Genomic DNA, 20,023 nt, shown 5'->3' on the forward strand with positions numbered 1-20,023 from the left:
GGTCAAACTCTCGGCACCAGTGTTATAAGATCACATAACAAAACTTTCATCTTTGGAGTCCTGTCATGCGCCGTCTGCTGCTCGCTTTGCCGTTTGCCCTGCTGCCACTGGCGGTCGCTCATGCTCATGAAGATCACGACCATGAGCACGCCAGCCTCGGTGCCCATGAACATGGCGTGGGCCGTCTCAATGCGGTGCTCGACGGCCAGTCCCTGGAGCTTGAACTGGACAGCCCGGCCATGAACCTGGTGGGTTTCGAACACGTCGCGACCAGTGCCGCCGACAAGGCCAAAGTCGCCGCTGCGCGCAAACAGCTGGAAAGCCCGCTGGTGTTGTTCAAGCTGCCCAAGGCCGCCGGTTGCGTCGTCAGCTCCCAGGAACTCAACAGCCCGCTGTTCGGCGACAAACCGGAAGCCGATCACGATGACGACGATGGCGATGACAATGACCACGCCACCGACGGCAAAGGCGTCGCCGCCCACGAACACCATCACGACCACAGTGAAATCCATGCCCACTACCAGTTCACCTGCGCCACGCCAGCGGCACTGAGCAACCTGGACCTGAGCCAAGTGTTCAAGACCTTTCCCGCCACCCAGAAGATTCAGGTACAACTGATCGGCCCGAGCGGCCAGCAAGGTATTGACGCGACCGCCACTGCAGCCACCCTGAAGTTCTGAGTTCACATGACCCATGCATTGATCCAACTGTCCGACCTGGGTTTCAACTGGCCCGGTCACCCGCAGTTGCTGGACATCCCCGCGTTCCGCCTGGAACCGGGGGAAACCCTGTTCCTCAAGGGCCCCAGCGGCAGTGGCAAAACCACCTTGCTCGGACTGCTCGGCGGTGTACAGACGCCCAGCCGGGGCAGTATCCGCCTGCTTGGCCAGGAGCTGACCGAACTCTCGGCCGGCGCCCGTGACCGGTTCCGGGTGGACCACACCGGCTACATCTTCCAGCAGTTCAACCTGCTGCCGTTCTTGTCGGTGCGCGAGAACGTTGAGCTGCCGTGCCACTTCTCCAAACTGCGTGCGCAGCGGGCGATCCAGCGCCACGGCAGTGTCGACCAGGCCGCGGCGACCTTGCTGGCACACCTGGGCTTGAAAGACCCGGACCTGCTCGAGCGTCGCGCCGATTCGCTGTCCATCGGCCAGCAACAACGGGTGGCCGCCGCCCGTGCGCTGATCGGCCAACCGGAACTGGTGATCGCCGACGAGCCCACCTCGGCCCTCGACTACGACGCGCGCGAGGCATTCCTTCAGCTGCTGTTCGCCGAATGCCGCGACGCCGGGGCCAGCCTGTTGTTTGTCAGCCACGACCAAAGCCTGGCGCCGCTGTTCGACCGCAACCTGTCGCTGGCCGAACTCAATCGCGCCGCCGCGCCCGCAGAGGTTTGAGATGTATCTGTTTCGTCTAGCCATGGCCAGCCTGGCTAACCGCCGCTTTACCGCGATCCTCACCGCCTTCGCCATCGCGCTTTCCGTCTGCTTGTTGCTCGCGGTGGAGCGCGTGCGCGTGGAAGCGCGCAACAGCTTCGCCAGCACCATCAGTGGCACCGACCTGATCGTCGGTGCCCGCTCGGGCTCGGTGAACCTGCTGTTGTACTCGGTGTTCCGCATCGGCAACGCCACCAATAACATCCGCTGGGACAGCTACGAGCACTTCGCCGCCAGCCCTCAGGTGAAGTGGGCGATCCCGATTTCCCTCGGCGATTCCCATCGCGGTTACCGGGTGATGGGCACCAACGAATCGTACTTTGAGCATTACCAGTACGGGCGCAAACAAAACCTTGAGCTGGCCAGCGGCCGCGCCTTTGCCACCGACCCGTTCGAGGTGGTGCTCGGTGCCGAAGTGGCCGACGCCCTGCACTATAAGCTCGGCGACAAGCTGGTGCTGGCCCATGGCGTGGCGGTGGTCAGCCTGGTCAAGCACGATGACAAGCCCTTCACCGTGGTCGGCATCCTCAAGCGCACCGGCACGCCGGTGGACCGCACGCTGCATATCAGCCTCGGCGGCATGGAGGCGATCCACATCGACTGGCACAACGGCGTGCCGGCCCAGGGCAAAGGCCGTATTAGCGCCGACCAGGCGCGCAATATGGACCTCACTCCGCAAGCCATCACCGCCTTCATGCTCGGCTTGAACAACAAGATTTCCACCTTCGCTCTGCAACGGGAAATCAATGAATTCCGTGGCGAGCCGATGCTGGCGATTCTGCCGGGCGTGGCGCTGCAAGAGCTGTGGAGCATGATGGGCACGGCCGAAAAAGCCCTGTTCGTGATTTCGCTGTTCGTGGTGCTCACCGGTTTGATCGGCATGCTCACGGCGATCCTCACCAGCCTCAACGAACGCCGCCGCGAAATGGCGATCCTGCGCTCGGTGGGCGCACGGCCGTGGCATATCGCAACGCTGCTGATCTTCGAGGCTTTCGCCCTGGCCCTGGCCGGCGTGGTGGCAGGTCTGGGGTTGCTGTACCTGTGCATTGCCGCATCGCGGGGCTATTTGCAGGCCAACTACGGTCTGGACCTGCCGATGGCGTGGCCGAGCGAATATGAATGGACGTTGCTCGCCGGTATCCTGGCGGCGGCGTTGTTGATGGGCAGCGTGCCCGCATGGCGTGCCTATCGCCAGTCGTTGGCCGATGGCCTGTCCATCCGTTTATGAGGAAGCTGTCGATGCGTCGTGCCCTGTTTGCCTTGCTACTGCTGGTGGCCTTGCCTGCCTGGGCCGAGGAGCAGCCCAGGGATTTGTCGTGGCAGGAAATGATCCCGCCGGATGCGCCACCGGAAGTGCCCAATATGAAACCGCTGCATGACCTGTCGAACATGGCCGATGCCTTGTCAGTCGAAGCCGCGCCGGCTGCCAGGCAGGACCTGCCCAACGCGCCGGTGGTGCAGAGCCTGGACGGCCAGCACATTCGCCTGCCGGGCTACATTGTGCCGCTGGAGGTGAGCGAAGAAGGCCGCACCACCGAGTTCCTGTTGGTGCCGTATTTCGGCGCGTGCATCCATGTTCCGCCGCCGCCGTCGAACCAGATCGTGCATGTGAAAAGCGAAGTCGGCGTGAAACTCGATGAGCTGTACCAGCCGTACTGGATCGAAGGCGCGATGCAGGTCAAGCCGTCGTCCAGTGAACTGGCTGACTCCGGTTACCAGATGGATGCCGAGAAGATTTATATGTACGAGCTGGAGGAATAACCCTTACCTGCAAACACACCGCAGATCAAAATGTGGGAGGGGGCTTGCTCCCGATAGCAGAGTGCCAGTCAACAGAGTTATTGGCTGACCCACCGCCATCGGGAGCAAGCCCCCTCCCACAGTTTTTACCGCGTGGTTGCCCTTTCATTGAGCTGAGTCAACAGATCGAGTGGAACGATCTTTACCATTGGACGTACAACTTTTAACGTCCTTTTGGAGCTCCCATGAACAAGTCCCTGCTCGGCGCGTCCCTGTTCGCGCTCGCCCTCGTCGCCCCTGTCGCTCACGCTCACCAAGCGGGCGACATCCTGATTCGCGCCGGTGCAATCACCGTGAATCCGAAGGCCGACAGCAGCAGCGTCAAGGTTGACCAAGGCCCATTGGCGGGCACCAACCTGGGCGGCAAGGCGACCATGAGCAGCGACACCCAACTGGGCTTGAACTTCGCCTACATGCTCACCGATCACGTCGGTATCGAACTGCTGGCCGCCACGCCGTTCGAGCATGACGTGAAAATCAAGAACACCGCCCTCGGCGCCGCCAACGGCAAGCTCGGCACGCTGAAACACCTGCCGCCGACCTTGAGCGTCGTGTACTACCCGCTGGACCACCAGTCGGCGTTTCAACCGTATGTGGGCGCCGGTATCAATTACACCTGGATCTACGACGAGCACGTCGGCAGCCGCGCCGAGCAGGCCGGTTTCAGCAACTTCAAGGCCGAGAATTCCTGGGGCTGGGCCGCGCAGATCGGCGCCGATTACATGATCAACGACAAATGGATGATCAACGCCCAGGCGCGCTATATCGATATCAGCACCAAGGCGACGGTGGATAACAACGCGTTGGGCCAGGGCACCCGGGCCAAGGTCAACGTGGACGTCGACCCGATGGTTTACATGGTGGGTATCGGCTACAAGTTCTAAGCAACACGCATAACCAAAATGTGGGAGGGGGCTTGCTCCCGATAGCGGTGGACCAGTCAATAAATCTTTGACTGACACTCTGCTATCGGGGGCAAGCCCCCTCCCACATTTGGTTCTGTGTTGTTTTCAGGTGTGGCGGTAGAAGCGGTCGAGCAGCGCCGGCAAGCCCGCCCGCCACGCCCGGGGCTTGATGCCAAAGGTGTGCAGGATTTTCTTGCAGGCCAGCACCGCGTGTTGCGGTTCTTCGGCCGCATCCGGCCGCGCCGCGTGGGCCTGGGCGGTCGGCGACTCGATGGCCAGCGGGTGGAAGTTGCGCGCTTCGGTGAGGATCGCCTGGCCCAGCGCCAGCGGTGTGGTCGCCTCGTGGCCGGCGTAATGGTAGGTGCCCCACAGCGGCGCTGCGCAATCGAGTTGCTTGAGCACGGAAATGATCACCCGCGCCGCATCGTCCACCGGCGTAGGGTTGCCGCGACGGTCATCCGCCATCAGTAATTCATCCGGCTGTTCGGCCCGGGCCAGGAAGCGCCCGAGGGTGCCGTCGACGCTGTCATCGAGCAGCCAGCCAAAGCGCAACAGCACATGTTGCGGACAGGTAGCGCGTACGCTCTGCTCGATACGCCACAACGCCTGGCCGCGCAGGCCCAGGGGCACCGGCTCGTCTTTTTCGCTGTAGGCGGTGGCGCGGGAACCGTCGAACACGCGGTAGCTGGACGGTTGCAGCAGGGTAATGCTGTGGTGCTGGCACAACTCGGCCAGGCGTTCGATGGCGAATTCCTGGGAAGCCAGGCGCGTTTCGCTGACCGCTTCGGCCTGGAACCAGTCGAAATAGTAGGCGAGGTTGATCAACGCATCGGGACGGGTGTCGTCGAGCAACTGGGTGAGGCTTGCGGCATCCCAGCCGTCTTGGGGCGGTTTGGGGGCGAGGAAACCGATGTCTTCCTCTGCACCGAGGCGAATCAGCGCCTGCCCGAGGGCATTCCCGCCGCCCAGTAACATAAGGCGCATTCGCATAGATTGAGCAGGCCCGGTCTGTTTGGAACGATGGTTGTGTCGGCAGGCGCGTGAGCCTTGCCGTAGGTTTATTCCAGAATCGTTGCATTTTGCGGGTTTGTAGCGCAACCGTCACGGACAAAGTAGGTGTTTGCAACTTGTTGGAGCAGGTGGCATCAATCACTACATGAACTTTCCCGAATCAACGGACAAGGCATTGGACGGCTTCCACCCCGCCGTCAGTACCTGGTTCCGCAGCACCTTCCCCTCAGTGACCGGCGCGCAGGCCCAGGCGTGGCCGCTGATCCGGCAGCGCCGCTCGACGCTGATCGCCGCGCCGACCGGTTCGGGCAAGACCCTGACCGCCTTTCTCGCGGTGCTGGACGACCTGGTCCACCAGGGTCTGGCCAACGGCGGCCAATTGCCCGATGAAACCCTGGTGGTCTACGTTTCGCCGCTCAAGGCACTCTCCAACGATATTCAGATCAATCTGCAAAACCCACTGGCAGGCATCACCGAGCACCTCGAGAAACAAGGCCTGCCGCCGTTGGTGATCCGCACCGCAGTGCGCACCGGCGACACCCCGCAAAAAGAGCGCGCCCAGATGCGCAAGCGCGCGCCGCATATCCTGGTCACCACCCCGGAATCGCTGTATGTGCTGCTCGGCTCGGACTCGGGCCGACAGATGCTCGCCAACACGCGCACGGTGATCGTCGATGAAATCCACGCGATTGCCGCCGGCAAGCGCGGCAGTCACTTGGCGCTGAGCCTGGAGCGCCTGCAGGCGTTGTGCGCCGAGCCGCTGACGCGCATCGGCTTGTCGGCCACACAAAAGCCCATCGAAGCGGTCTCGCGGTTTCTGGTCGGCACCGGGCGCGAATGCGCCATCGTCGACATCGGCCACGCCCGCCCGCGCGACCTGGATATCGAGGTGCCACCGGTGCCGCTCTCGGCAGTGATGGCCAATGATGTGTGGGAACTGGTCTATAACCGTCTCGCCGAACTGGCCCGTGACCACCGCACCACCCTGATTTTCGTCAACACGCGACGCCTGGCCGAACGCCTGGCGCGGCACCTGAGCGAGCGCCTGGGCAAAACGGCGGTGGCCGCCCACCATGGCAGCCTGGCCAAGGAAATGCGCCTGGACGCCGAGCAACGTCTCAAGGCCGGTGAGCTGCAGGTGCTGATCGCTACCGCGTCCCTGGAGCTGGGGATTGATATCGGCGATGTGGACCTGGTCTGCCAGATCGGCTCGCCCGGCTCGATCAACGGTTTTCTGCAACGGGTCGGTCGCTCCGGGCATCAGGTCGGCGGCACACCCAAGGGCCGCCTGTTTGCCACTACCCGCGACGACCTGATCGAATGCGCCGCTCTCCTCGACTGCGTACGCCGTGGCGAACTCGACACCTTGCACATCCCCGTGGCGCCACTGGACGTGCTGGCCCAGCAGATCATCGCCGAGGTCAGCGCCCGTGAATGGTCGGAAGCAGCCCTGCTGACGCTTATCCGCCGCGCCGCGCCGTATGCCGAGTTGGATGAGCGCCACTACCAGGCGCTGTTGCGCATGCTGGCCGATGGCTACAACGGACGCCAGGGTATCCGCAGCGCTTATCTGCACCGTGACGCCGTGACCCATACCCTGCGCGGCCGCCGTGGTGCCCGGCTCACGGCGGTGACCAGCGGCGGTACCATCCCCGACAACGCCGACTACAGCGTGCTGCTGGAGCCCCAGAGCCTGAACATCGGCAGCGTCAACGAAGACTTCGCGGTGGAAAGCATCGCTGGCGATATTTTCCAGTTGGGCAATACGTCGTACCGCATCCTGCGGGTAGAGGCCGGCAAGGTGCGAGTCGAGGACGCCCACGGCCAGCCGCCGACCATTCCGTTCTGGCTGGGTGAAGCGCCGGGGCGCAGCAATGAGTTGTCGGCGGCGGTCGCCCGTTTGCAGGGGCAGCTGGATCAGCTGCTCAGCGCCAGCCCCGGCGACCTGCTCCCGGCGCAGGCCTGGCTCACTGGTACGCTGGGTTTGAACCGCGCCAGCGCCGAACAGATACTGGATTACCTGGCCCGCGCACGCCTGGCCCTCAGCGCGTTGCCATCCCAGGACACGTTGATCATGGAGCGGTTTTTCGACGAGTCCGGCGGCACCCAGTTGATCATCCACACGCCGTTTGGCAGCCGCATCAACCGCGCCTGGGGCCTGGCCCTGCGCAAGCGCTTTTGCCGCACCTTCAACTTCGAGCTGCAAGCGGCGGCCAGCGAAAATGCGATCGTGCTGTCGCTGTCCACCAGCCACAGCTTCGCCCTCGATGAAGTGTGGCGTTACCTCAACAGCAATAGCGCTGAACACCTGCTGATCCAGGCGGTGCTGGATGCACCGCTGTTCGGTGTGCGCTGGCGCTGGAACGCCGGCGTGGCGCTGGCGTTGCCGCGCTATACCGGCGGGCGCAAGGTAGCGCCGCAGATCCAGCGCATGAAAAGCGAAGACCTGATCGCCAGTGTGTTTCCCGATCAGATTGCCTGCCTGGAAAACCTCGCCGGCGAACGCGAAGTGCCCGACCATCCGCTGGTGGAACAAACCCTCGACGACTGCCTGCACGAAGCCATGGACAGCGATGGCTGGCTGGCCCTGCTGCGGCGCATGGAAGCGGGCGACATTCGCATGGTCAGCCGCGACCTGCCCGCGCCTTCGCCGATGGCCGCCGAGATTCTCAGCGCGCGCCCCTACACCTTCCTCGATGACGCGCCGCTGGAAGAACGCCGCACCCAGGCCGTGCTCAACCGCCGCTGGAGCGACCCGCAAAGTACCGACGACCTCGGCGCACTGGATGCCGAGGCCATCGCCGGCGTACGCGAAGAGGCCTGGCCGGCGCCCCAGGGGCCGGATGAAATGCACGAAGCGCTGATGAGCCTGGCCTGCATTGCAAGCCAGGAAGTCACGCCGCAGTGGGCCGAGTGGCTGCAAGCATTGACCGAGGCCGGACGCGCTTACCCGCTGCCCAACGGCCTGTGGGTGGCCGTGGAACGCTTGAGCTGTTTGCAGGCGATTTACCCGCACACCCTGGCGCTGCTGCCCGGTTTCGATGAGCCGTGGACATTCGATGAGGCGTTGGTAGAAGTGCTGCGCGCACGCCTGGGCGGTTTCGGCCCGTTGACGCTGCCCGAGATTGCCGCGCCGCTGGTGTTGCCCGCCGCCACCGTGGCCCAGGCATTGGCGCGGCTGGAGCAGGAAGGCTATGTGCTGCGCGGGCACTTCAGCCCCGGCGCCGTTGAGGAGCAATGGTGCGAACGACACCTGCTGGCGCGTATTCATCGCTACACGGTCAAGCGCCTGCGCCGGGAAATCGAACCGGTGGCGCTGCAGGATTTCATGCGTTTTCTGTTCGACTGGCAGCACCTGTCCGACCACGCGCGTGGCCAAGGCAGCGCGGTGTTGCCGCAAATCGTCGGCCAGTTCGAAGGCTATGCCGCCGCCACCTCGGCGTGGGACAGCGACCTGCTCAGCGCGCGGATCAAGGACTACTCGTCAACCTGGCTCGACGACTTGTGCCGCAGCGGCAAGCTGGTGTGGACGCGCCTGAGCCACAAGGCCAGCGCCATGGCCTTGCGCAGCACGCCAATCGTGCTGTTGCCGCGCAGCCAGGTGCCGCTGTGGAGCGGGCTGACCGAACAGACGGACAGCACGACGTTGTCGCCCAAGGCGCAAAAAGTGCATTTGGCCCTGCGCGAACAGGGCGCGTTGTTTTTCGATGAGCTGGCGCACGAAGCCCATCTGCTGCGCAGCGAGCTGGAAACCGCGTTGCAGGAGTTGGTCGGCGCGGGCTTGGTCAATGCCGACAGCTTCGCCGGGCTGCGCGCCCTGACCACGCCCGCCAGTAAACGCCAGGCGCGCAGCAGCCGGCGGGGGCGCGGCGCGTTTATCGGCGGTATGGACGACGCCGGGCGCTGGGCCTTGATCCGCCGCGCGCCGAGCGACGCCGGTGCGCATTCGGCCGAGACGCTGGAGCATGTGGCGATGACCCTGCTGCGCCGCTATGGCGTGGTGTTCTGGCGCTTGCTGGAGCGCGAGGCGGACTGGCTGCCGAGCTGGCGCGAATTACTGCGCACTTTCCATCGGCTGGAGGCCCGGGGCGAAATTCGCGGTGGGCGGTTTGTCAGCGGGTTGGCGGGTGAGCAGTTTGCATTGCCGGAGGCTATCCCGTCGCTGCGCGAAGTACGGCGGCGCCCTCACGACGGTAGCTTGATTGCCGTGTGCGGGGCGGATCCGTTGAATCTGGTGGGTACGCTGTTACCAGGCAACAAGGTGCCGGCGGTGAGTGGCAATCGGATTGTGTATCGGGATGGGGTGCCGGCGGCGGTGATGGTGGGCGGTAAGCAGCAGATTTTGTCGGAGGTGGATCAGCAGACGGTGCAGGAGAAGTTGATCCGGCATTGAGTTTGAGGGCCTCATCGGGAGCAAGCCCCCTCCCACAGTTGATTGCGTTCACAGATCAAAATGTGGGAGGGGGCTTGCCCCCGATGGCTTCAGCTAAAGCAACACAATTATTGCGAGCGAGGCTGCTCGGTCAGCATCACCGCCTCAGTCTCATCCACTTGGGCAGTGCGCTTGGGCAACAACACCTGCTGTGGATAAGTCTGCGCGAAATGCACCTCATCGCAGTTATCCACAAGCTTTTTCAGACGCTGGTTAAACGCACGGCTCACCGCATATTGCCCACCCGACACGGTACGGAACTGCGCCGTCAGCACCACGCCGTTGAGGTCCATCTTGTCGACCCCAAACACCTCCAACGGCCCTTGCAGGTTGTACTTGAGGAACACATCGTCGCGAATCGACTGCCCGGCCTCGCGGATCAGCTCCACGGCTTTGTCCACGTCGGTGTCGTAGGTGAACTGCACCGAGAAGAACGCATAAGCGAACTGCCGCGACTGGTTGGTGACGGCCTTGATCTGCCCGAACGGCACCGAATGCACGAAACCCTTGCCGTCGCGCAGGCGCAGGGTGCGGATGGTCAGGCCCTCGACGGTGCCGGCATGGCCGGAGTCGAGCACCACCCAGTCGCCGATCGACAAGGTGTCTTCGATGATGATGAACAGGCCGGTGATCACGTCCTGCACCAATTGCTGCGAGCCGAAACCGATGGCCAGGCCGACCACACCGGCACCCGCCAGCAGCGGCGCGACGTTGATGCCCAGGTTGGCCATGGTGGTGATCGCACAAATCACCACGAGGATAATCTTCACCGCGTTACGCAGCAGCGGCAGGATGGTTTTCACGCGGGTGCTGGGCTGGCGGCTGGAGCGCTTGTTCACCGGGGGTTTGAGCGCTTCCTGAATCGCGGTATCGAGCACCACCCAGAACAGCCAGGTCATCAGCAGGATCAGGCCGATGCTGCTGAGGGAGTCGCTGATCGCCCGGCCCACCGAGTTGCGCTGGGCAAACTCGAACAACGACACGCCCCAGATCCGCCCGAGGATTTCAATAAAGGCGATGGCCATGACAATGCGCAATATCGCGTGCAACAGGCTGAGGAAGCGCTCCTTGTAGGCGCTGCTGCGCTGGATCGCCACCTGGCTGCGCGACTTGAACAGGTGTTGCAGCACGGTGCTGAGGAACACGGTGCCGATCAGCAGGATCGTGGTGAACAAGGCACAGCGCAGGGCCTTTTGGTTGTCGTCGCCGGCACCGATCAGGTTGATCGCCGAGACCAGCACCATCAGCAGAATCGGCCAATACCAAAGCCCGGAAAATACTCGCAATGACTGTTGCAACGCCGGGTGCTTGAGGCGCTGGGCCAGCGGCCGATTACGAATCAGATGCGCCACCGGACGCCGCAGGCGCACCACCAGCACGCCGAAGATCAGCGTGGCGAACAGGCCGGTAAACACTGCGATGCTGCTGGTGATATTGCCGCCGAACTGGCGGGCGATCTGCGGGCTGGTCAGCGCATCGCTGAGGGCCGCGAGGAAGCCGATCAGAAACAGCGGTTTGGGGCAGTAGTCGCGAATGATCTGCACCGCCGGGCGCTTGTGGCCGAGGTTGAACATAACAATGACGCACAGCAGCATTGAGGTGGAAAAGATGCCGCTACTGGTGGCATAGGCAAAACACAGCGCCAGCGCCCGGCCCACGGAGTTGACTAGAAAGTGGCTGACAGACAGCGTCAATGGCAGGCAGATAACCGCCGGGATGGTGTAAGGCACCACGTACCCCAGCACCGCCAGCAGGCGCGCCCGGCGCTGGAAAAACACCCGCTGGCTCAAGCGCCGGACGATCAGGCGCCCCAGCAGGGTCAGCAGCGCAAAGGCGCCGATCCACACCGCCGAAAGCAACAGGAAATCCCCGGCCACGCTCCACGGCGAGCGCGCGGCCGTCTGGTTGACCAGCCGCCCTACTTCGTTGGCGGCGCGGTCGGCGCGCAGGCGCCATTCGTCGATGAAATTCTGGTTGAGGTCCAGCTTCTGCTGCACATCATCGATGCTGGAGCTGATGGCCCCGAGCAGGCCGCCTTCCACCAGCAATTCCGGCTTGGCCGGGGCTTCGGGCTCAGGCGCGGTGGCTGCGGCATACAGTGCGCCATTGCCGCAGAACAGCAGCGCGCCGAGCAGTAATGCAGTCTTGAAATTCAGCAAAACACCGGGCTCCTTCAGAGGGTCTGTTAGGAACTGACGGGTTTGAGCCGTGATCGTTCCCCTGATTCACCACCACGGCTTCCTACCTTTGGACGCTCGACCGTTTGTAGGAATGTGGAAACTTTCGGTCAAAACTCACAGTCATCCCAACACGCAGGGCAATCGACCCTACCTCAATGGGAGTAAGCATGGCGGCGATTCATATCGGCATTTCCGGCTGGCGCTACACGCCCTGGCGGGGCGATTTCTACCCCGAAGGCTTGACCCAGAAACGCGAGTTGCAGTTTGCGTCACGCGCCGTCAACGGCATCGAAATCAACGGTTCGTTCTATGCGCTGCAAACGCCCAAGCGCTACGCCGAATGGTATGCCGACACGCCTGAAGGCTTCCTGTTCAGCGTCAAGGCCCCACGCTATATCACGCACATCCTGCGCCTGCGGGATGTGCACAAGCCCATGGCGAATTTCTTCGCCTCCGGGGTACTGGAGTTGAAAGAAAAGCTTGGGCCGATCCTTTGGCAGTTCCCGCCCAGCTTCAAGTTCGACCCGCCCCTGTTCGAAGTCTTCCTCGCCGAACTGCCCACCGACACCCAGCAGGCGGCCGCCCTCGCCCATCAACATGAGCCGCGCCTGAATGGCAAGGCGAGCATGAAAGCCTACGGCAAGCGGCCCATGCGCCATGCCGTGGAAATTCGTCACGCAAGTTTTGCGGTGCCTGAGTTCGTGCAGCTGTTGGATAAGTACGGCGTGGCCCTGGTGGTAGCGGACACCGCCGGCAAGTGGCCGTATGCCGAAGACGTTACTGCCAACTTCATGTACCTGCGTTTGCATGGCGACAAACAGTTGTACGCCAGCGGCTATACCGACGAAGCCCTCAAGCGCTGGGGCGACCGCATCGAGCGCTGGCGTCACGGCAAACAGCCCACGGATGCGCATCTGATCGACCCGAAACACAAGCCACGCGCCCGCAAACAGCGGGACGTGTTCTGCTTTTTCGACAACGACATCAAGGTGCGCGCACCGTACGATGCCCGCCAACTGTTGCAGCGCTTCGGGCTGGATAAACAGCTGCTGACCGAGCCCGGACGACTGCCCGAGCCGGGGGTGCTGGCATGACCCAGCCTGAGTTGATCCCCACCACGCCCACCACTGCCATCACGCGCTTTACCGTGCTGACGGTCAATATTCACAAGGGCTTCACCGCCTTGAATCGACGCTTCATCCTGCCCGAACTGCGCGAAGCGGTGCGCAGCGTCGGCGCCGACATGGTGTTCCTTCAGGAAATCCACGGCACCCACGAGCGCCATCCCCAGCGCTACAGCGACTGGCCGAAGATGCCGCAGTACGAGTTCCTCGCCGACAGCATCTGGCCGCAGTTCGCCTACGGGCGCAACGCGGTCTACCCCCACGGCGACCACGGCAACGCGTTGCTGTCGAAATTCCAGATCATCCGTCACGACAACCTCGACATCTCCCAAAGCGGCCATGAAAACCGTGGCCTGCTGCATTGCGTCCTGCGCCTGCCGGGCAGCGGGCAGCAGGTGCATGCGATCTGCATCCACCTGGGCTTGCGAGAGGTGCATCGCCAGCAGCAATTGCGCTTACTGGAACAGCGCATCAGCGAGATTCCGGCTGACGCGCCGCTGGTGGTCGCCGGCGATTTCAACGACTGGCGCCAGCGCGCCGACCTCAGCCAAAGCGGCCTCAAGGAGGTCTTCGCCGAAACCCTGGGCAAACCTGCGCGCACGTTTCCGGCGCGCCTGCCGCTGCTGCCGCTGGACCGCATTTACGTGCGCAATCTGACTGTGCATAACCCCCGCGTGCTGACCACGCGCCCCTGGTCGCACCTCTCGGACCATGTGCCGCTGTCGGTGGAGATTGAGCTATGAACATTGCTGTAGAACATATCGCCACTGATCAGCCGCCGGATGACGCCAAGGCCCGTGACCTGGATTACGGCTGGCAGAGTGGCAATCAAATCGAACTGCTGGAGAATGGCGAGGCCTACTTCCCCAAGGTGTTCGAGGCCATGCGCGCGGCGCAGCGCGAGATTCTGCTGGAGACGTTTATCCTCTTCGAAGACAAGGTCGGCTTTGAGCTCAAAGACATCTTGATCGAGGCGGCGCAGCGCGGGGTAACGGTGGTTGCCAGCCTTGATGGCTTTGGTTGCGGCGAATTGAGTGTTTCGTTTTTGCGCGAGCTGGCCGAGGCCGGGGTGGCGGTGCAGATGTTCGATCCGGCCTCGAAAACGCTGGGCATTCGCACCAACTGGTTTCGCCGCCTGCACCGCAAAATCGTGGTGGTGGATGCCGCTGTGGCCTTCATCGGCGGCATCAACTTTTCCGCCGACCACCTGGGCGACTTCGGCCCTGAAGCCAAGCAAGATTATGCGGTGCAAATCGTCGGCCCGGCGGTAGCCGACCTGCACCACTTCGCCCTGGCGCAAAGTGGTCGTCAGGTGCGCACACGGCGTGGCTGGCGGCGGCGCCCGCAACGTCCTGCGCCGTGGGCCACGTCTGAGGAAGACGGCCTGGTGCGCTTGATTTATCGCGACAACGTGCAGCATCGCGATGACATCGAAGAAGCCTATATCCACGCCCTGAGCAAAGCCCGTACACGCGCCGTGATCGCCAACGCGTATTTCTTCCCCGGCTACCGCCTGCTGCGCGAAATCCGCAACGCCGCGCGCCGTGGCGTGCACGTCCAACTGATCATGCAGGGCCAGCCGGATGTGCTGCTCGCCAAGCTGGCGGCGCGCATGCTCTATGACTATCTGCTCAAGGATGGCGTGGTGATTCATGAATACTGCCAGCGCCCGCTGCACGGCAAGGTCGCCCTGGTGGACGATGACTGGAGCACCGTGGGCTCAAGCAACCTGGACCCGTTGAGCCTGGCACTGAACCTGGAAGCCAATGTGCTGATTCGGGATCGGGCCTTCAATCAGCAGTTGTACGAGAGCCTGGAGGCACTCGCCAGAAACCACTGCCAGACCATGCCGGAAAAACGCAAACCACGCTTGTGGTTGTGGCGCCTGACTGTGGGTTTCCTGGTGTTTCATGTAATGCGCCACTTCCCCGTCCTGACCGGCTGGCTGCCGGCGCACAAGCCGCGTTTAAAACCCATCGAGAGTCCGGCCCATGACGTCTGAAAAACACGGCTCACGGTTCCAGCGCTGGAAGAAACCCCTGACCATTGCATTCTTCCTGCTGCTGATCGTGCTGTTCACCCTGCTTGCCCGGCGCATCGACTGGAGCGAAGTGCTGCAGACCCTGAGCGAATTCAAAGTGCGCACCTTGCTGATCGCCAGCGCGCTGACAGTGTGCAGCTTTATCGTCTACGCCTGCTTCGACCTGATCGGCCGCACCTACATTCGCCAGCCGTTGCGCTGGAAGCAGATCCTGCCGGTGGGCATCATCAGCTACGCGTTCAACCTCAACCTGAGTGCATGGGTGGGTGGCATCGCGATGCGTTATCGCCTGTACTCGCGGCTGGGGGTGAGCACCAGCAATATCGCCAAGATCCTGGGGCTGAGCCTGGCGACCAACTGGTTCGGCTATATGGCGATCTCGGGGGTGATTTTCAGCAGCGGCCTGGTCACCATGCCGCCGGGCTGGAAGGTCAGCACCACGGCCTTGCAAGGCATCGGCGCACTGCTGGTACTGGCCAGCCTGGGCTACCTGGCCGCCTGCCGGTTTTCGAAAAAACGCGCGTGGACGATTCGCGGCATGGAAATCAACCTGCCGTCGCTGCGCATGGCGTGTTTGCAATTGATGCTGGGCGCGTTGAACTGGGCGCTGATGGCGGCGGTGATTTTCACACTGTTGCCGTCGAAACTGGACTATCCGCTGGTGCTAGGGGTGCTGCTGATCAGCGCGATTGCCGGGGTGCTTACGCATATTCCGGCGGGGCTTGGCGTGCTCGAAGCGGTATTCATTGGGCTGTTGCAGCATGAAGCGTCACGCGGGAGTTTGCTGGCCGGGTTGATTGCTTATCGGGCGATCTATTTTATTTGCCCGCTGTTGATCGCACTGGTGATGTATTTGGGTGTGGAAGCGAAGGCCAAGGCGTTGCGGGTCAAGAAGACAGCTTGATACCTGTGATGATCGTCCCCACGCTCCGCGTGGGCACGCAGCCCGTGACGCTCTGCGTCATCTGCGGGACGCGGAGCGTCCCAGGAGGCATTCCCACGCGGAGCGTGGGAGCGATCATCGAGCATCGCTATTGCGACTGAATGATGCTCAACCGTTCGCCCACTACCATCTCGGTGATCCAGTCCACCAGGATCGAGGTGTAGGCCTGTTGTGACACTGGGTCGCTCAATGAATGGTCGGCGCCGTCGATGATGCGGTGGGTCAGGGAATGGGTCTGCTGGCACGCCGCGCGGTAACTCATGATGGTGGCATGGGGCACATGGTCGTCGGTTTCCGATTCGACAATCAGCACATCGCCGGTAAATTGTGCGCAGGCGTGCAAGGCGCGGTTGGTTTCGGCGTGCACAAGGGTGCTGCGGTAGTCCATCAGGTCGGCTTTATCCAGGTCACGCTTGGGCTTGAGCCATTCCTGGTCGCGGTACAGCGCCGGCACACGCAACGCCAGCCAGCGCACCGGGCGCAATGAGGTAAGGATGGCGGCCAGGTAGCCGCCGTAGCTGGTGCCCACCACCGCCACCGCCGAGGTGTCGATCGCCGGGTGGGACAGCAGGCGGTCATAGGCGGCCAGCAGGTCGCGCAGGTTATCTTCACGGGTCACGCGGGACAGCGGGATCCCGGTGCCGGCGTGGCCGCGCAGGTCGAAGGTCAGACACACACAACCGAGCCCCGCGATGCCTTTGGCCCGTTCCAGGTCGCGTTCCTGGCTCCCGCCCCAGCCATGCACGAACAAAACGCCCGGCACTTTGGATTTGGGGCTCAGGAAGGTCCCACTCATCTGTTCGTCGTCTATATCGATCGCAATGCTCTCGCTTCTAGCCGTCATAAGCCTCAACCGTCACGTATTTGAGTAAAAAATCGCTGTTTTCAGCCGGGCCTCGGTACACCTCGATGGCATCCGCCGGCAGCGCCTGGTCCACGTAGGTTTCCACCGAGGCCACTCGGATGGCCGTAAGGCTCGGGTTGTTGATAAAGCTCTGCAGCGCCGCGACTTCCGCGCTGCTGGCCCCGCCCATGCGCCAGGATTGCTCGAGCACGCCACTGCGGCGCTGGCCGTCGCTGTCCAGGCCGTGGGCGATGTCGTAGTTGCGCCGCGAGGCGTAGAAGCCCGGGTAGGCTTCGTCGGCAGCTCTGTCGAAGACCTGCGCTTGCCTCACGGCTTCACGTACATCGTCGGGCAGGTCCAGCCTGAGCAAATCGTCGTAGCCACCGGGCACCACCAGCAATCTGGAGCCGCCGTAGACGTCTTCCCCCTGCCCGTCCTGGGTCAGGTATTGCTCGCCGCAGTAGCTCAGCACCTGATCGCCAATAAAGCTCTGGCCTACACTGTGAGTGACCACGTCGTGCAGGTCTTGTTCCAGCACCACGCCATCGTCGAACATCCCCGCCGCTTCGGGACGCGCTAACAGGGCGTCGAATTCGTCGAGGCTGCGAATGACTTGCTGGCCGCGCCCAGCGCAGGCGTTCACGGGTTTCAAGCGAATCGGCCCGCTGTAGAGCAAGCGCGTGGCGGCCGGCCGTGCATCCTCCACAGCGAAGACACTCAAGCCATCGAGCACCACGCCGCGCACTCGCTCACTGAACAACGGCGACCAGCCCTCCGGCGCCTTGGCTTCAGGGCCCAGCAAGCCATGACTGATGGCTTTGGTGCAGATGAACCCGTGATCGACATAACCGCCCCACAGGTCTTGCGGGCCGTTGATATTGAGCGCGCGGGCTTGGGCCGCCCCCACCAGAGTTTGTGTGGGAAGCAGGTAGAGGTCGCGGCCAGCGTGCTGCTGTGGATCGTAGCTGCCGCCGAACTTGAGCCCCAGTATCTGCGCCAGCCAGCGCGCCAGGGCGCGATTGGTATCGACTTCATGCTGGGGTGCACCAGCGCGTGTCGAGTGAGCGACTACCCATTTTTTCGGTGAAATTGGGGTCATGCGTCCCCCTTGGCATTCGGCCATGTGTGTAGGGGAAGCGTAGCAGGGATCAGGCCAAGATCTGGCCGAGGAGGATCGTTTGAAAATCAATCAGTTGGGGCAAACGCAATAGCAGTTAGCCTGCGCCATTCTGCACGACGCGGCTGCGGGTACGCGGCGTTCTGCACGATTCACATGCATCGCACCCGATATCCGGCGACGGCGCCAGCTAAGATACTGGGCCTATCAACCCATCACGAGGCAATCCACATGGCCAAGCAAGCACTCATCCTGATCGATATCCAGAACGACTACTTCCCCCAGGGCAAGTGGCCGCTTGATGGTGTGGAGGCCGCCGCGGACAACGCTGCGCGAGTGCTGCAGGCCTTTCGCCAGGCCGGGGATGCCGTGATTCACGTACGTCACGAGTTCGAAGGCGATGACGCGCCGTTCTTCACGCCGGGCTCAGAAGGTGCTCATCTGCATGCCAAAGTGCTGAACCAGGGCAATGAGCCGGTGGTGCTCAAGCATTTTGTGAATGCTTTTCGCCAGACCAACCTGCGCGAGTTGCTGGAACAGCGCAGCATCACCGACGTAGTTGTGGCCGGCAGCATGAGCCATATGTGCATCGATGCGGTGGTGCGGGCAGCAGCGGACTTGGGCTACAAGGTCACGGTGATCCACGATGCGTGCGCGACCCGCGACCAGGAATTCAATGGGCAGGTGATTCCCGCCGCGCAAGTGCATGGCGCATACATGGCGTCGCTGGCCTTCGGGTATGCGGGCGTGGTGTCGACAAATGACTATCTGAAGGCCCAAGCGGCGGTGGCTTGACCGCCGCTGAGTAACCTCAGCGCGTGGCGATGATGAACAGGCGCGGGAATGGCAGCAACACGGTGCCGTCGCTCAGGGCTGGGTAAGCGTGGCTAATCCGCGCCTGGTACTCCTGCAGGAACGCAGCTTGTTCGCCATCATTCAGGGGGGCCAGGAAGGGTCGCAGCCCTGAAGCCTTGAACCACTCCACCACGGCCGCGTGGTCCACCAGCGGGTGGTGGTAGGTGGTGCGCCATACGTCGACGGTAGTGCAGTACCGACTCAGCAGCTCGTAGTAATAGCTCGCCGAATGCCGCTCGTTATGCCTGACCGCGCCGATCTTTGCAGCCCATGGCCCCTGCGCCGCGACTTCGCGGGCGAGCCGGTGGGCAGGCTCGTCGAGGTTGTCCGGCGTCTGTATCGCCAGCGTGCCGCCGGGGGTCAGTTGATGGACCAGATGCGGATAGAGCGTGGCGTGGTCAGGCAGCCACTGCAGGGAAGCATTGGCGAGAATCACGTCGAACTGCTGCGCCGGGGTCCAGGCGCCGATATCCGCCAATTCGAAGCTGAGCGTCGGCAAGCGTTTGCGCGCGTCGATCAACATGTCGTCGGAGCTGTCCATGCCGGTGATGTGCGCATGGGGAAAGCGCTCGGCCAGCACCTGGGTGGAATTGCCGGGGCCACAGCCCAAATCGACGGCTGTGCCCACGTCGGTATTGGGAATCGCCGCCACCAGGTCGCGGACGGGGCGCGTGCGCTGCTGCTCGAACATCGTGTATTGCTTGGCGGACCAGGTCATCACAGTTTTCCTTCGTTGGCGGTCAAGCATGCCCCATAAAAAACCCCCGATGCCAGGGGCTATCGGGGGTTTTGTGGGTTCTGGGTCTCAGACCTTAGAACGGGATATCGTCATCAAAGCTGTCGAAATCCGGAGCCGGCTGCGGCGCGGCCTGTTGTGGCGCTGGGCGCGACTCACGCTGAGGCTGCTGGCTTGGCTGCGGACGCGATTGCTGAGGACGCGGTGCCGAGTTGGACATGCCGCCCTGGCCCTGTTGGTCGCCCTGTGGACGGCCGCCCAGCAGTTGCATGGTGCCTTGCATGTCGACCACGATTTCGGTGGTGTAACGCTTGATGCCGTCTTTTTCCCACTCGCGGGTCTGCAGTTTACCTTCGATGTATACCTGCGAACCTTTGCGCAGGTACTCACCGGCGATCTCGGCAACCTTGCCGAACATCGACACACGGTGCCATTCGGTTTTCTCGACCTTCTGGCCAGTCTGCTTGTCGGTCCACTGTTCGCTGGTCGCCAGACTCAGGTTGGTCACGGCGTTACCGTTCGGCAGGTAGCGAACTTCGGGATCCTGGCCGCATGTACCGACCAATATGACTTTGTTAACCCCACGGGCCATAACGTTC

The 20,023-nt window shown here is 62.8% G+C and carries 17 protein-coding genes; 11 read left to right on the forward strand and 6 right to left on the reverse strand.

The window, feature by feature from the left end; genetic code table 11:
* The first annotated feature begins 65 nt into the window (after window positions 1-65).
* The 5 genes from C4J88_RS24005 to C4J88_RS24025 all read left to right on the forward strand — a co-directional run bounded on the left by C4J88_RS24005 (window position 66) and on the right by C4J88_RS24025 (window position 4,120).
* Window positions 66-680, forward strand: coding sequence for a DUF2796 domain-containing protein (locus C4J88_RS24005; protein WP_124408300.1), 615 nt, complete (start codon window positions 66-68; stop codon window positions 678-680).
* Window positions 681-686: 6 nt separating this feature from the next.
* On the forward strand, window positions 687-1,397 hold the full coding sequence (locus C4J88_RS24010; RefSeq protein WP_124408301.1) for an ABC transporter ATP-binding protein: 711 nt from the start codon (window positions 687-689) through the stop codon (window positions 1,395-1,397).
* A 1-nt stretch (window position 1,398) separates the two neighbouring features.
* Complete coding sequence (locus C4J88_RS24015) at window positions 1,399-2,664, forward strand: ABC transporter permease (protein ID WP_124408302.1); 1,266 nt, start codon at window positions 1,399-1,401, stop codon at window positions 2,662-2,664.
* An 11-nt stretch (window positions 2,665-2,675) separates the two neighbouring features.
* Entirely contained in the window at window positions 2,676-3,197 is a 522-nt protein-coding gene (locus tag C4J88_RS24020) for a DUF3299 domain-containing protein (protein WP_124408303.1), read from the forward strand.
* A 224-nt stretch (window positions 3,198-3,421) separates the two neighbouring features.
* Window positions 3,422-4,120, forward strand: a complete 699-nt coding sequence (locus C4J88_RS24025; RefSeq protein ID WP_124368519.1) for an OmpW family protein — start codon at window positions 3,422-3,424, stop codon at window positions 4,118-4,120.
* 126 nt (window positions 4,121-4,246) lie between these two features.
* Here the strand turns inward: C4J88_RS24025 and C4J88_RS24030 are convergent, their stop codons facing one another.
* Window positions 4,247-5,131 (reverse strand): sugar nucleotide-binding protein, encoded by an 885-nt coding sequence (locus C4J88_RS24030; RefSeq protein WP_124364600.1) that lies wholly within the window; start codon window positions 5,129-5,131, stop codon window positions 4,247-4,249.
* Between the two features lie 166 nt (window positions 5,132-5,297).
* On the opposite strand from C4J88_RS24030, the gene C4J88_RS24035 reads away from it, so the two are divergent.
* Window positions 5,298-9,545 (forward strand): DEAD/DEAH box helicase, encoded by a 4,248-nt coding sequence (locus tag C4J88_RS24035; RefSeq protein ID WP_124408304.1) that lies wholly within the window; start codon window positions 5,298-5,300, stop codon window positions 9,543-9,545.
* 107 nt (window positions 9,546-9,652) lie between these two features.
* Here the strand turns inward: C4J88_RS24035 and C4J88_RS24040 are convergent, their stop codons facing one another.
* The gene (locus tag C4J88_RS24040) at window positions 9,653-11,743 is read right to left on the reverse strand and encodes a mechanosensitive ion channel family protein (RefSeq protein ID WP_124368521.1); all 2,091 of its coding nucleotides are present in this window, start codon (window positions 11,741-11,743) and stop codon (window positions 9,653-9,655) included.
* Between the two features lie 188 nt (window positions 11,744-11,931).
* Here C4J88_RS24040 and C4J88_RS24045 point away from each other — a divergent pair, with 188 nt between their 5' ends.
* The 4 genes from C4J88_RS24045 to C4J88_RS24060 are packed head-to-tail and all read left to right on the forward strand — an operon-like array spanning window position 11,932 to window position 15,833.
* On the forward strand, window positions 11,932-12,858 hold the full coding sequence (locus tag C4J88_RS24045) for a DUF72 domain-containing protein (protein WP_124408305.1): 927 nt from the start codon (window positions 11,932-11,934) through the stop codon (window positions 12,856-12,858).
* Complete coding sequence (locus tag C4J88_RS24050) at window positions 12,855-13,631, forward strand: endonuclease/exonuclease/phosphatase family protein (protein WP_124368523.1); 777 nt, start codon at window positions 12,855-12,857, stop codon at window positions 13,629-13,631. Before C4J88_RS24045 ends, C4J88_RS24050 begins: the two co-directional genes overlap by 4 nt.
* A complete protein-coding gene (gene clsB, locus C4J88_RS24055; protein ID WP_124408306.1) occupies window positions 13,628-14,890 on the forward strand; it encodes a cardiolipin synthase ClsB in 1,263 nt (420 codons plus the stop codon). The genes C4J88_RS24050 and clsB overlap by 4 nt, the downstream gene beginning before the upstream one ends.
* Window positions 14,880-15,833, forward strand: a complete 954-nt coding sequence (locus tag C4J88_RS24060) for a lysylphosphatidylglycerol synthase domain-containing protein (protein WP_124372020.1) — start codon at window positions 14,880-14,882, stop codon at window positions 15,831-15,833. Before clsB ends, C4J88_RS24060 begins: the two co-directional genes overlap by 11 nt.
* A 127-nt stretch (window positions 15,834-15,960) precedes the next feature.
* Here the strand turns inward: C4J88_RS24060 and C4J88_RS24065 are convergent, their stop codons facing one another.
* On the reverse strand, window positions 15,961-16,716 hold the full coding sequence (locus tag C4J88_RS24065) for a S9 family peptidase (RefSeq protein WP_124408307.1): 756 nt from the start codon (window positions 16,714-16,716) through the stop codon (window positions 15,961-15,963).
* A complete protein-coding gene (locus tag C4J88_RS24070) occupies window positions 16,706-17,815 on the reverse strand; it encodes a DUF3182 family protein (protein ID WP_124408308.1) in 1,110 nt (369 codons plus the stop codon). The genes C4J88_RS24065 and C4J88_RS24070 overlap by 11 nt, the downstream gene beginning before the upstream one ends.
* A gap of 249 nt (window positions 17,816-18,064) precedes the next feature.
* Here C4J88_RS24070 and C4J88_RS24075 point away from each other — a divergent pair, with 249 nt between their 5' ends.
* Window positions 18,065-18,628: a cysteine hydrolase family protein gene (locus C4J88_RS24075; protein ID WP_124408309.1), complete on the forward strand. Its 564-nt coding sequence runs from the start codon at window positions 18,065-18,067 to the stop codon at window positions 18,626-18,628.
* A gap of 16 nt (window positions 18,629-18,644) precedes the next feature.
* On the opposite strand, the gene tam is transcribed toward C4J88_RS24075, so the two are convergent.
* Complete coding sequence (gene tam, locus C4J88_RS24080; protein WP_124408310.1) at window positions 18,645-19,406, reverse strand: trans-aconitate 2-methyltransferase; 762 nt, start codon at window positions 19,404-19,406, stop codon at window positions 18,645-18,647.
* Between the two features lie 94 nt (window positions 19,407-19,500).
* Window positions 19,501-20,016, reverse strand: a complete 516-nt coding sequence (locus tag C4J88_RS24085) for a single-stranded DNA-binding protein (protein ID WP_003232445.1) — start codon at window positions 20,014-20,016, stop codon at window positions 19,501-19,503.
* Window positions 20,017-20,023: the final 7 nt, after the last annotated feature.

The organism is Pseudomonas sp. R4-39-08 (assembly GCF_003852275.1).
In the GTDB taxonomy this organism is placed as follows: Bacteria; Pseudomonadota; Gammaproteobacteria; order Pseudomonadales; family Pseudomonadaceae; genus Aquipseudomonas.